At 65.2% G+C, this 12,430-nt stretch carries 10 protein-coding genes and 1 riboswitch; of the genes, 2 read left to right on the plus strand and 8 right to left on the minus strand.

Annotated features, from left to right (window positions below; translation table 11 throughout):
* Positions 1-12 precede the first annotated feature (12 nt).
* The 5 genes from AS181_RS18970 to AS181_RS18990 are packed head-to-tail and all read right to left on the minus strand — an operon-like array spanning position 13 to position 8,254.
* Positions 13-2,442, minus strand: coding sequence for a TIGR03986 family type III CRISPR-associated RAMP protein (locus AS181_RS18970; RefSeq protein WP_058253092.1), 2,430 nt, complete (start codon positions 2,440-2,442; stop codon positions 13-15).
* Positions 2,435-2,899, minus strand: coding sequence for a type III-D CRISPR-associated protein Csx19 (gene csx19 / locus AS181_RS18975; protein ID WP_058253093.1), 465 nt, complete (start codon positions 2,897-2,899; stop codon positions 2,435-2,437). Before csx19 ends, AS181_RS18970 begins: the two co-directional genes overlap by 8 nt.
* Positions 2,896-4,458 (minus strand): RAMP superfamily CRISPR-associated protein, encoded by a 1,563-nt coding sequence (locus AS181_RS18980; protein ID WP_058253094.1) that lies wholly within the window; start codon positions 4,456-4,458, stop codon positions 2,896-2,898. Before AS181_RS18980 ends, csx19 begins: the two co-directional genes overlap by 4 nt.
* A complete protein-coding gene (locus tag AS181_RS18985) occupies positions 4,455-6,662 on the minus strand; it encodes an RAMP superfamily CRISPR-associated protein (RefSeq protein WP_082652980.1) in 2,208 nt (735 codons plus the stop codon). Before AS181_RS18985 ends, AS181_RS18980 begins: the two co-directional genes overlap by 4 nt.
* Positions 6,659-8,254, minus strand: a complete 1,596-nt coding sequence (locus tag AS181_RS18990) for a Cas10/Cmr2 second palm domain-containing protein (RefSeq protein ID WP_139114223.1) — start codon at positions 8,252-8,254, stop codon at positions 6,659-6,661. The genes AS181_RS18985 and AS181_RS18990 overlap by 4 nt, the downstream gene beginning before the upstream one ends.
* Positions 8,255-8,385: 131 nt before the next feature.
* Here AS181_RS18990 and AS181_RS18995 point away from each other — a divergent pair, with 131 nt between their 5' ends.
* Positions 8,386-9,435, plus strand: a complete 1,050-nt coding sequence (locus AS181_RS18995) for a hypothetical protein (protein ID WP_139114224.1) — start codon at positions 8,386-8,388, stop codon at positions 9,433-9,435.
* Positions 9,432-9,767, plus strand: a complete 336-nt coding sequence (locus AS181_RS19000; RefSeq protein ID WP_058253098.1) for an STIV orfB116 family protein — start codon at positions 9,432-9,434, stop codon at positions 9,765-9,767. Before AS181_RS18995 ends, AS181_RS19000 begins: the two co-directional genes overlap by 4 nt.
* 533 nt (positions 9,768-10,300) lie before the next feature.
* Here AS181_RS19000 and AS181_RS19005 read toward each other — a convergent pair.
* The 3 genes from AS181_RS19005 to AS181_RS19015 form a co-directional block, all read right to left on the minus strand.
* Complete coding sequence (locus AS181_RS19005) at positions 10,301-10,615, minus strand: DMT family transporter (protein ID WP_058253099.1); 315 nt, start codon at positions 10,613-10,615, stop codon at positions 10,301-10,303.
* A gap of 9 nt (positions 10,616-10,624) precedes the next feature.
* A riboswitch (guanidine-III (ykkC-III) riboswitch) is annotated at positions 10,625-10,691 on the minus strand.
* A gap of 65 nt (positions 10,692-10,756) precedes the next feature.
* A complete protein-coding gene (locus tag AS181_RS19010; protein WP_197414689.1) occupies positions 10,757-11,734 on the minus strand; it encodes a carbohydrate kinase family protein in 978 nt (325 codons plus the stop codon).
* Between the two features lie 176 nt (positions 11,735-11,910).
* Entirely contained in the window at positions 11,911-12,270 is a 360-nt protein-coding gene (locus tag AS181_RS19015) for a HesB/IscA family protein (RefSeq protein ID WP_058253100.1), read from the minus strand.
* Between the last annotated feature and the right edge of the window lie 160 nt (positions 12,271-12,430).

A 12,430-nucleotide genomic window follows, 5' to 3' on the forward strand; every position in this document is an offset into this window, starting at 1 on the left:
AAGCTCTCCTTATCACCGGTGTTCGCGGTCTGAGGGGTCGTAGGGAAGTGCGGGGTCTGTCACGTCAGGTAGGGGCAGTCTGCGCCCCACTGGGGGTTTGTCGTTCTTTCCGAACCAGGTAAAGGATTCGGCGCGTGGGGTGCGCTGGTCTCGGGGATAGTGCACTGGTAACGCTGGAGGGTTGCTGGCCAGTCGCATCGCGCGCAGCGTGTTCAGGTATGTGTCGTCCATGGTCGCCAGCGCGTCGGTGATCAGTGTGTCGACCTCGGCGTTGGAGGGTGTGACCGCGCCCCATGTTCGTAGATGTTCGGCGGTGGCGGTGCCGGTGTGGAGTTTTGTGTGTGTGAGTGCGAGTCGGACGGTGCCGAAGCCGAGTGGTTTGCCGCCACCGATTCCGAACCGTAGGTGTGGGTCGTTCAGCAGCCAGAGCAGCAGTCCCAATAGTTCGGGTTCGACACCGTCGACGCGGATGGTGATGTCGAATGCGGAACCGGGGTCAACCCATTCGGCGATACGGATGCTGACGTTGTCGGAGGTGCCGGGCGGGGCGATGTATTCGCGGTATCGGTTGCCGGTGCGGCTGGGTTGGTATCCGTACTCGCCGCCGGCATCTTGATGTCTGATGAGCCCGGTGGGTTGCCAGTAGTTGTCGGGGAGTCCGTGGTGGGGCCAGTAGTGTTTACGCGGGATCGAGTGTCTCCCTTTGCTGTAACCCTGGCTGGCGTCGCGTGGTTGGCCGGCCGGTAGCGGCCGGCCGGTGTTGTGTTTGAGGTAGAAGCGATATTGCGACGGTTTGGGCGAGTTCAGGGTGGCTAACTGTAATCCATTGTTGGCGTGTGATTGTGGACTCGCCGTTGGGTCGTCTGACAGCTCGGTGACCGTGACGGTCGAGGTGGCGGTGCAGGACTCGACCCACACGTGTCCGCGGTAGGCGGCGACATCGCCTGGGCCTGATGTGGGGTCATCGACTGTGCGCACCCATCCGAACAGTCGATCGGCGGGTGAGAGTTCTGAGGTGGTCGTTGCCGGTCGATGTCGGTGGCCAAGCACGTCGTCGGGTGAGTCGGCGAAGGGTAGGCGTCCGATTAGGACGGGGTACATGCCGACGACCCGGTCGGTCGACTCAGCACGTCGGTCGCGGGTGGTGGCTAGCCGTGCGAAACCGAGTGTGCCGACGGTAAGTTCGCGCTCATTCTTGTAGCGTTTCACATGACGCCCGGGTGTCTGGGTGTTGCCTGGGGTGTCCGCTAGGTCGTCGTAGCTGTCGTAAACCACACGCCAGGTGTCTGTGACCTCTGGGGTGAGGTCGAAACGAGCAAACCTGTGCTCGAGACCGGGATAGGTGCCGGTGTCGGCGGGCAGGACGAAGAGCCGTTCATCGTGTTTGCTTTCGAACGAGTTTCCTCCAACGATGAGCACGCCGCGCACGATGACTGGAGAGACCTCGGGGATTTCGCGTAGATCGCCGCTGAGCGCTACGGGCCGTTGCTCGTCGAGCTTGCCGGGGGTGCTGGCGATCGCGGATGTCCGCCAAATGTAGTAGGCGGGTTTGCCCCTTTTCGCGGGCTGTCGCAGGAGGTGGATACGGGCCCACACTGTGGTGCCGTGGCGGCCGGCGACCGGGAGGTTGGCGCTTTGATCTTTGAGGTAGGCGGGCACCCACACATCTCGTGGAGCGTGTTCGCCGCGTTGTGGGGTGAAGTTGGTGGGGTCGAGGCGTGTGGTGACTTCGATTTGTGGTGTGCCGTTGTCGTCGACGATGCGAGCTGGCCGTAGTTCGAGGGCGTCGCCGGGTGAGGCTCGCATCACTAGTCGCTTGGGATGGTTGAAGACGCCGAAGCGCGAGTTGGAGGCGGTTTCGAAGGCGGAGCGCAGCATTCCTTTGACTGCGGTGGGGTCCAGGAGCGGTTGGCCGTCGGGTCCGCGTCGTACGCGTCGGGGTCCGTCTTTGGTGCCGGATTGGTCGAGCAGTAGTAGCGGCGATTCGGCGGTCATGGTGACGGTGATGGTGCCGCGGTAGTGATCGCTGGATAGTCGGTGGTGACCGGCTGGCGGGCGGTCACCCCAGACGGTGCTGTCGGGGAGGCGCGGTGGGGTGCTCAACATGACGTACGGGTTGAGGAACCCGTCGCCATTTGCGGCCGCGGGGGCAGGGGTTTCGGCGAGGAAGCTAGTGGCCGCCGCGGCGGTGTCGGCGCCCCTCGCGGTGGCTCCTGCGGCGGGTGCGGGTTCTGACTGTGTCGCTGGTGGTGTGTCGCCGGTGCGCCAGACCGCCAGGACCGTGCCGTGGTCGTCGACTCGAGCGGTGAAGGCGCGCTTGGCTTTCAGCGTCTCGGTGCCGGGGACGGTGACCGGGATCGAGGTGATCGTCGTTTTGCCGTCCCAGCGCACTTGGACTTCGGTCGGGGTGCGTCTGGTGACGGTGCCGTTTTGTTCACGCACGGTGGACCTCGATTCCGGTCAGTGCGGTGTGGGCGACGTAGGTGTTGTGGAAGGTGTCGGTGCCCAGCACTTCCTGACATGTCAGTGACACTCGCGCGCCGAGCGGGGCGTTGTCGATGGGTACCCAGAAGCCGCTGATGCGGGTTTCTCGCAGGTGTGCCCATCCTGGTGTGACGTCGTCGATCTCGCCCCAGAGCAGCATGGTGGTGGCCACGGTGTCGGTGTCTGCGGTGAGGGCGACCTTGCGGTGCGCCCACACCTCGCCGACGCGTTCCCAGGTGAGGTCGGTGTTGCTGTTGAAGGCGCGTAGGTGAAACGCTGACTCGGTGTCGACGGGCCGATCATCGTGTCCGACGAGGCCGTGGGGGCTGCGGCGAAACCATATCGGGGCGGTCGGGGTGTATAGGAAGCCGATCGCGTCTGTTGGGATGGCCGTATGCCATTCGTCGTGGTTCACGCCGGCGTCGCTTCTGTCGTCGGGTACTCGCTGACGGTGGCAGTGACCGCGGCGGCGATGTGCTCACTGGCCAACAGGTGGTCAAAGGTGCAGGTTGACGGATCATGCCAGGCGGGTACCTGGGTGCCGGCAGCGACTGTGACGTCCCGGGGGTCGATGCTGATGGCTCCCAAGCCGCGGCGAGTGCCGTAGCCCAGCGGTATCCATCCGTCGGCGAGTTCCCGCAGGATCAGACTGAGCAAGCCGATGCCTCGAGTTGCCAGCCCGGGGCTGATCCCCCGCAAGTTCAGCTCGAGGCGCAGCGGTGTCCACCGGGTATGGGGTTCGAGCTGCGAGAAGAGTCGTTTGTCGGCAGCTCCCCCGGTCCATCGGTCAATGGCCACACGGTCAGCGATGACGAACACAGACGTGTCGTCGCTGACGGCCCGCAATGACCCGGCGAGGTGGCGGCGTGCACGACGATCATCCGAGCGGCTGTCACTGTCGTCGTCGGGCAGGGCCACCGCATCCCAGGCGTGACGCGACATCTCGGTCAGCGCGGTCGAATCGCCTACGCGCAAGCGTCCCCGCCCCAGCAAAGCAGCATCACCTCTGCTGGTAGAGGTGCTTTCGCCGGCAGAATCCATCGATTCAGGATGGTCGTCGATTCGTTGTGGTGGCCGTGTCGACGGTGCACCGAACAACAATCGGAATGCGTCATCGGAATGCGGGTCGGGAGCTCCGAGAGTGCCGAGGATGTAGACGGCGCGGGCACGCAGCGCACCTTTGATGGACGATCCCGGCAGCAGCAACCGCACCCGGCCGGGCGAGCTCGACGTAGTCAGCGGCACTCGGTTGATGGAGCCATCGATGTGGACCGCACTCATCAGCGGCCCTCGCGGAAGGAAGGGGGCCGTAACGTCGAGTGTGTGCGTGCTCGCGGACTCTCCCCCGCCGGTGGCGGGCAGCGGCGTGCAGGGCTGGCCGGAGAGAAATCTCAAGAAACCAGATCGGTCCGTCAGTGGTACCAGCTGATGTTCGACATCGGTGAGGGCGATGCGGCCCAGGCCGCGGGTGCCAGCGGCGCCGACGGTGATGCCGCCGCGCAGAACGTCGACGATGGTGCGAAGCACCGTGGGTACGTCCGTGTCGAGGTCGGTTTCGTCGATCTCCATCGATAGGTCGAATGTGGTTCCGCGCGGCACAGTTTCACGTGCGTACAGTGCTGTGCGTGCCGCGGCCCCGGTGCGGGGGTCGATGCTGGTGGTGGTGCGGACTTCGGTGCCGTCGGTGAGGTAGGTACCGCCCACGGCGGGCGCATCGTCGATGATTACTTTGCTGGAGGTGTGCGTGGGGTCTTCGGCCGTGGCCCCGAACCACTGATTCACTATCGTGTCGTGACCGGCGTCGAGCAGATGTGTGCGTAAAGAGCCAGCGAGGCTGGTGCCGGGCAGTACGGGGCGGCCGCGGCCATCGCGAACCAGTGGCAAGTCGATGAGCGCGTCGGCGCGGTCGGCGCCGATGTGCACGGAACCGACTGCGGTCAGGGTGCCGCGCACTCGGTGGTGGGCGAGGATCATGCGTCCACCTCCGTCTGGTCGGACGCGTCAGATACTCGCTGTGCCCGGGTGACGGCAAGTGCGGCAAGCACGCTGCGTTGCAGAATGCGCAGCTGCCACGACTCGCTGGGTCGGTTCTGGTCCAAGAGTTCACGGATGCGCGTGTAGGCGGTGTAGCCGGGGCTTCCCGCTGCCACGAACGTGGCCGGGTCGGTGAGCCAGCGGGACAGGTGATCCCAGTCGCTCCATCGTTGTGTGCGCGATCGGGACTCGCCGATACGGTCGATCCAGGTGATGGCGGCTCTGTGCCCGTCTGCTGTGGTGAGTTGCTGCAGGACTCGGCGGAGGTCGCCAGCGGGACTGTCGCCGGGCCAGGAGGGAACGATCGTCGCCCGGATGGTGTCGTCAGCGGCCAGCACCGTGCAGGCGTCGTCGATAGCCCGTCGGGCGGCGGCCGCGCGGACCGCCGCGACGAACTCGTCGTCTGGTTCCTTGGTGGTCGCTGATGTTGGCGAGGACGGTCGGGTTGCCTCGGTGTAGTGCAGGTGCTGACTTGTGGCTGAGGCCAGTATGGCGGGATTGAACAGCAGCCGGCCATAACCCTCAGCCGTGCGGACCCCTAGCCCGTGGTGCTCGATGGCGTCGAGTTGGGGGCCGGTCACCGCGGACGCGACTGTGACGGCCAGGACCGAGCCCGCGGCGGCGATCGCGTGGCTGGGTTGGGCCAGTCCCCATCTGGCATGCCAGGGGTCGCGCCGCAGGAAGCTCAGCGCAGCGCCGCGCACGGTCAGTTCGGTGCCCAGCGCATCTTGCAGTGCCTGCCGGATCGTTTCGGTTGTCGGATCTGCCAACGGCAGTAGCAGATCTGAGGTGAACCACACCGTCAGGGTCTGCCCGGCGGGCACATCGCGGGCTGGATCTTTATGGGCGGTGTCAGCGACGACGTCGATGTCGACACCGCCATACTCGGTGCGTCTCGAGCTGCCGAGGCGTGCCGGCCCGGCCAGAGCCGACACCGCCAGGGGGCGGCGGGTCCAGAGTTCAGCTCGCAGACACGCACCGGGTTGCAATGCATCGAAGGTGAACGGGCCGTTGCCGCCGGTCACATCGACATGGGTCTGGGCGATGGTGCCTGGCAGCTGAGTGAGCACGGAGACGGTGTTGCTGGCGTCAAGGTAGCCGGCGACTGGCACGTAGTGGATGCCTGCGGGAGGGTCGTCGCGCAGACTGTCGATCACCGTGATCTGCTTCTCGGCAGCAACTTTCGGCACGGTCAGGCTGCGCGGGGTCGCCAATCCGCGGGTGCCGTCGGAGCCAAACGGTGTGGCGTCGGTGACGATGAGTTCGCGTGCGCGCACCGCGGACCGCACGGGGTTCCCCAACCGCTGGGTTAGCAACGCCAACAGCATGGTTCCCGGAATGTAGGCTCGCCCGGATGCGGTATTACCCAGCGTGCGGTCACTGATCATTACCGGATCTCGGGTAGTCACGGTCACCCAATAGCGGCGCCAGTCGGTAGCTCCCGTGTCATCAGCCGACGCGCCGGTCTCGGCTGTGGTGGTCGTGTGCGGTCGATCGGTGGGTGGCGCGGAGAAACTGTAGGCCGCAACCGATGCGATATCTAGCGCCGGTGCCGCGGTGTCGATGACCACCGTGCATCGGCCGGCGCCGCGGCGCCGCTTGCCGCCGATCCGGGTCACGAGGTTGCCAGTAGCGTGCAGCAACAGGTCGACGGCCCAGCCCTGCTCGTGCAACCAACCGTCCGGGGCGTCCACCGACAGCGCGCAGCTCAACGACGCCCCTTGGCGGGCGCGTTCTTCCAGACGCAGCGAGTCATGTCGTGCCCGGCCGGACTCATCGAGCGCGGTCGATGCTCTGACCAGGGTTGTGGCGGAAACAAGGGCAGGATCGGCGGTGAGTGCACGACGGGCCGCCGATGGCAGATGCGCCGAAGGTACCGACAAGATCCCGTCGCGGCCTGCGCTGCCAAACAAGTGGCGATGAAGCTGGGTCCACGCCGCTCCCGGTCCGCTGACGCCGTCGTCGAGGGCCCGTGCCGCGCAGCCGCTGGCCTCCCTCAACATTCCGCGTAACGTCTTGCCAGGCAGAAACGGCAAACCATCAGAGTCGCGGCGAACCAGCCGATCGACCGAGGCGTGTCGCGCGCTACCGGAGCCGATAGCCCAGTCCGAGTCGAACGTGACGGTGAGGTCGTAGGCCTTCACACGGCCTCCACATCAACAAGATCCATGGCCGAGACCAAGTGCGCGCGCTGGGTGCGGCGCATGAACGTCTCCACCCGGTCATATTCGTCTGGGCGGGTCACCCGCACCCACGACAGCGTCTCCACACACGCGTTGCGCCACAACGCATCCGGCTGCGCGACCTGCGGCAGGTCAGTCAGCACCGTGCGCAGACGGTGCCGTTCACTGGCACTAAACACTCCCGCGGCCAGCAACTGCACCGTGTAGTCGAAGTCCTCAGCCCGGGTCAGCGTCGTCTGCGCGGAATCGATCACCATGGGACCGGGGTAGAGGTCGCCGTCCACTGCGCGCAGAGCCACCCGCACGTCGTCGAGGCGACGCCCCACTGATTCGTGGAACACCTGGATGTCGACAGAACATTCTTGCGGGGCAACTGTTTTGACAATTTTCGCCGACCGGCACAACTCTTCGGCGAGCGCATAGGCGCGGAAGAACGGGTGGGTGGGCTTGACGATCGCGATGCCTGCCGATGCGGTGAGATGGTCGAATCCCAGCACGTCCTGGGCAGTCAGGTTGAGAACCGGCTCGGCTGAGGTGGCATCACGAAACGCCCGCAGATAGGCGGTGGTGAAATAGCGGACGTAGCGGGCGTCCACGACAGCGGTCAGATCATCGCCACCCACCACCAAGGGAAGAATCCACGGGCGTTGCGCAGAGTAGTGTCGACCGGTGTCAATGATCGCGGTGTGCAGGGCGCCCACCGCCACGGTGCTTAACGCTTCGCTGAACTCACGCAGATCTGACACGTAGGTGCTGCGGGACGACACCTGGGCAAGCCCCATCAGCAGCTGGCCGACACCATTTCCATCGCTGTGCACAATGGCGGTCCACTCACCCAGATCCGTATCCAGCCGACTGGCCGGCACGATCGCTTGGGCAAGCTCGTCAGCGTGTAGGTGTCGCTCGTCGGTACCGATCGCAGCCAGCGCTGGCCACGATTCACGCCACTTGCGATACGCCGCCTCTGAAACCGTCACGTCCCCGTCACCATCGCGGATCGCGCGTGCGGCCGGCAGTCCCGTCAGCGCACACCGCGCGGTGAACGGCAATCCAGGAAATCGGGCGGTCGCCGCGGGTAAGCCCATCCTGACTTGCTCGTGTGATCGATGAGCAGCAGTCAGCGCGGCGGCGAAATTGCCGTTGACGACCGGGTTCGAGACCGATCCCCACACCTGCAGGCCCGGGGCCTGCAACAGTGCGTGCCGCGTCACTGCCCGGATCAGTCGCTGACCAGTCTCCAGATCGGGCACCAGGATGTTCGCAGCCGCCGAGATGTTGACCACGACTGCAACATGGGCCGCCGTCTCCGGGTGTGTACTCGCGTTATGGGCAATCGCGTCATGAACCCACTCGGGCAACCGCGACACCAACCGAGATGCTCCCACGTTCAGTTTCCGCTTGTTGCTTTCGAAAATGAACGTCTGGGTGGCGCCAGTGGTGATCAGCAGCCACCGCAACCCATGGCTCTGACCTGTCGTCGGCATGCCATATTTGACGACACCACCAACTCGAACTCGATGAACTACTGCGGCGTGTCCGGTCAACTGCCACATAATTCATCCGAAGAAGTCAATCTGTCTCGCCCGGTAGACGCTGATGACAGCCCATGCGAAACTGTGCGGCGACCGACCGAGTCAATCACCTGTGGGGGCCTGTGAATCAGTCAGCTGTGACGTTGCGGGCCGTGATCGCCGCCCTGTTCACCATCGTGGTCAGTGTCGGTGTCGGTTGGATCGCCGATGGCATAGCCGCCTGGGCGTGGTCCGACACGGCCCCAACGGACCTGTCCTGGGCGTTCTGGGCCGGTCTAGCCATCATCGTCCTCGCGGCCTGCGCATCCGTCCTCGCTGGCTTCGAATTGCCGCACCTGCGCACAATGTTCGGCAACGTCAAACAAGTCTTCGGCGCCTTAGTCATCACCCCGGCCGCCGTTGCCTGGGTCAGCGACGGGTTGGCGACCGGTACCTGGATTCAGGCTGGCATCGGGACGCTCGCTCTCGCAGGATCTGTGGCGCTACTTGTATACGGGTTGCGCGCAGCCCGAGACGCCGTCGGCGGTCGACCGCTACCGCCCTACGAGCAGTTCCCTCCCGAGGAACTCGCCAACGCCACAACCCTTATCGCCTCCGTCGGCCCCAAGGGCGCCTATCCAAAGGCGCTACTGCACACGATCAAAGCCATGCCGAAACTCCAACTGGTCATCTCCATCGACGATGGCTATCCCGAAACAGATGAGAACGGCAACCAGCTTCCCTCCACCGAGCAGGGCGGCTCCCAGGGAGTCGCCAAGCACCTCGACCTGCTCGCCAAATACCACCCGGATCGCAGAGAGTCGCGACCGAGGATCGAACACCTTACGATGCCCTCCAACCAACGGGCCACCAAGACAGCCATCACCGATCTGATCAACTGCCTGCAAGCGCTGGTCGACGACGAAGACAAAGTCATCGTTGACGTCACCGGCGGTCGAGTTCCGCAGTCTCTCGCGGTCTACGATGCTGCACGCCGACTCAACTACCCCGCCCTCTACGTCGTTGCCACCGAACCCAAGGATCTAGCCACCAAACTCTACAAAGACCGAGCTGATGCAGAACGTGGCGACCTTGAGCGGTACCTTGCCACCGTTGATGGGACCCGCGATGCCAATATCAAGCTGCAGTTCGCGCGACTACTCAAACGCGAACCGTCTCCATTCGACTTCGATGTAGACCTCAACGCACACCCCGGGCCATGAGCGATCATCCACTGCTAGTGCTCAACTCAAGCAAGCTCCTCGACGCCGGCACCTATGTCTACGCCCCTCTCGCCACTGACGAAGCTCGTGAACTAGCCGCCACGGCCTCTTCGATCATCAGTGCCATCGGCCACCCGGCCACCGCCGCTGTCCTCACCCGCGATCTCGGCACCGACATCGCCCACCGACGCGTGCAACTGACCCACCAGGCCATCGGGCAAACGGCGGTCGTCATCGATCTGCACGCGCGCGTCTCCTTCGGACAAGAACTGTCCGTCGCTGACATCGACCGAATCGGATACCACCTCATGACTCTCACGAGGACAGCCTGACCGGGCATGAACGCGGCAACCTGAGCGGATGTCCGGAGGCAAACTGTTCGCCGTCGGGGCCGAGATCGGAGTCGATGTGTGGGCTACTGGGGCCAACGAAACGGTTTGGAAAGACCAGCTCCGTCCAGCTGCGAGGATCGGGCCCGGACTAGCCGGTGGAGTGTGCACCAGTTCTGCGAATGTTGCACTGCCAGTCGGGGAACTCGGCTTTTGTCTGTTGGACCTGTTCGACGGGCAACTGTCCGGCCCCGTACTCGGCGCGGCGGCTGGCCACCCATGTGCCGATGGGGAATTCGTCGATCGCGTCGTGCCGGCGGGCGCGACTGATGCCATGGGTAGGGGGACATAGTTGCGCAGGTGGGCCAGGCCGGCGGTGAAGGGCGTCCGGGCGTTCGTTTTCAATGCCAGTCGAGAAACTCGGACTCCAGTCGCGCAATCCGCTCCGCGAATATCCAGCCCCGTTGGTAGTCGTTGCGGCGTGTGTTCACCCACCGACCTATCGGGGATGTGGAGCGGTTGTCGATCCGTAGACCTCAGTGCGCGAGCTTCAGACCGATGACCCCGCCGACGATCATCACCAGGAACAGCGCCTTGAGCAGCGAAACCGGTTCCTCACCGGTGGCCGTCGCATAGACGACGGTCAGCACCGCGCCGATACCGACCCACACCGCATAGGCGGTCCCGACCGGCAGATCGCGCATCGCATACGCCAGTCCGACCATGCTGGCGACCAGCGCGACCCCGAACACGGCCGTCGGACCCAGCTTGCTGAAACCCTCCGACTTGCCCAGCGCGGTTGCCCACACGGCTTCCAGGACACCGGACACGATCAGAACGATCCACGACATGACGCTCCCTCCGGGCCGTCTTGTCGCACACCGGGTACAGCACCCCTCGTCCGGGAGTCCTCGATCGGGACTCCGTTCCAACGTCTCACGCCGGGGCGAAGGTGGCAACGTCAGACGCGTCACCACCCCGGAGAACCGGACTCAGCCGGCGAACGCCGCCTTGATCTCCGCGGCGGCCTCGGCGCCGTAGGCGCCTTCGATCCGAGCCAGGGCCGAGTCCGGGTCCCAGGCCCAGTCCTGTGTCGAGACGGTCTCCAGCACCAGCACCGCGACCATCGAGCCGACCTGCGCGGCCCGCTCGAAGCCGAGTCCGCGCGCCAGCGCGGACAGGAACCCGGCGCGGAACCCGTCGCCGACACCGGTGGGGTCGACCTTCTCCGTCTCCGGCACGACGGGGACGTGGATGCGCGTGCCGTCACGGTCGACGATCTCGACGCCGTCCTTGCCGAGCGTCGTGACGCGCACGCCGACCATCTCCGCGACCTGCGCCTCGGACAATCCGGCCTTCTGACGCAGCAGTCCCCACTCGTACTCGTTGGTGAACAGGTAGGCGGCGCCGTCGATGAGCGTGCGTGTCTGCTCCCCGTCGAGGCGGGCCAGCTGCTGCGACGGGTCCGCCGCGAACGGGATACCGGCGGCCCGGCACTCTTCGGTGTGGCGGATCATCCCGGCCGGATCGTCGGCCCCGATGAGGACGAGGTCGGGCGCCCCGACCTCCGCGATGACCTCGGACAGCACGATCTCGCGGCTCTCGCTCATCGCGCCGGCGTAGAACGTGGCGAGCTGGGCCATCGTCTCGTCGGTGGTGCACATGAACCGGGCGGTGTGGTGGGTCTCCGAGACCCGCACGCCGCGGCAGTCGACCCCGTTGGCTTCGAGCCACTTGCGGTAGTCGTGGAAGTCGGACCCGACCGCGCCGACCAGAACGGGCGCACCGCCGAGCTGACCCATCGCGTAGCAGATGTTGCCGCCGACACCGCCGCGCCGAACGACGAGATCCTCCACGAGGAAGCTGAGGGAGATGTGTTCGAGGTGGTCTCCGAGCAGCTGCTCGGAGAACTTGCCCGGGAACTTCATCAGATGGTCGGTTGCGATGGACCCACACACAACGATTGCCACTGGAGATCTCGACCCTTCGATTGGTTGCCCGACGGATGTACCCAGCAGGTGGTCACCTCACCCGGACAGGTGATGACGCAGACAGGTGTCCACGCTACTCACTCATCGGCAAACGACACCGGCCGCACCCCAAGTGGGATGCGGCCGGTACCGGAAAATTGCTGACGTGTACGGCGTCAGTTGAACGAATCGCCGCAGGCGCAACTGCCGGTGGCGTTCGGGTTGTCGATGGTGAAGCCCTGCTTCTCGATGGTGTCGACGAAGTCGATGGTGGCTCCCTGCACGTAGGGGGCGCTCATGCGGTCGACGGCGAGGGTGACGCCACCGAAATCGGTGGTGATGTCGCCGTCGAGAGTGCGGTCGTCGAAGAAGAGTTGGTATCGCAGGCCCGCGCAACCACCCGGCTGTACGGCGATACGCAGCGCGAGATCGTCGCGGCCCTCCTGGTCGAGCAGCGCTTTGGCCTTCGACGCGGCTGCGTCGCTGAGGATGACGCCGGTGCTCGTGGCTGTGCCCGTTTCGTTCTGCACGGTCATGGATACTCCTGTAAGTGGTGTGGTCCCGGTGCATCGTGGCCCGATGCCGTGGTTGGGGTGTGCCCTCACGGTCGTTCGGGGTTCACCCGCTCGCCGGGAGGTCGACCGGTGTGCCCGTGCGTACAACCGTACTCCTCCCCGTGGTATTCCCGTCCAGTCG

The organism is Gordonia sp. SGD-V-85 (assembly GCF_001456905.1).
Lineage (GTDB): Bacteria > Actinomycetota > Actinomycetes > Mycobacteriales > Mycobacteriaceae > Gordonia > Gordonia hongkongensis.

What these genes read in the sequence shown, in the direction of transcription:
- AS181_RS18980 (WP_058253094.1), bottom strand. Translation starts at nt 4,458, where the DNA reads ATGATCCTCGCCCACCACCGAGTGCGCGGCACCCTGACCGCAGTCGGT.
- AS181_RS18990 (WP_139114223.1), bottom strand. Translation starts at nt 8,254, where the DNA reads ATGTGGCAGTTGACCGGACACGCCGCAGTAGTTCATCGAGTTCGAGTT.
- AS181_RS19000 (WP_058253098.1), top strand. Translation starts at nt 9,432, where the DNA reads ATGAGCGATCATCCACTGCTAGTGCTCAACTCAAGCAAGCTCCTCGAC.
- AS181_RS19005 (WP_058253099.1), bottom strand. Translation starts at nt 10,615, where the DNA reads ATGTCGTGGATCGTTCTGATCGTGTCCGGTGTCCTGGAAGCCGTGTGG.
- AS181_RS19015 (WP_058253100.1), bottom strand. Translation starts at nt 12,270, where the DNA reads ATGACCGTGCAGAACGAAACGGGCACAGCCACGAGCACCGGCGTCATC.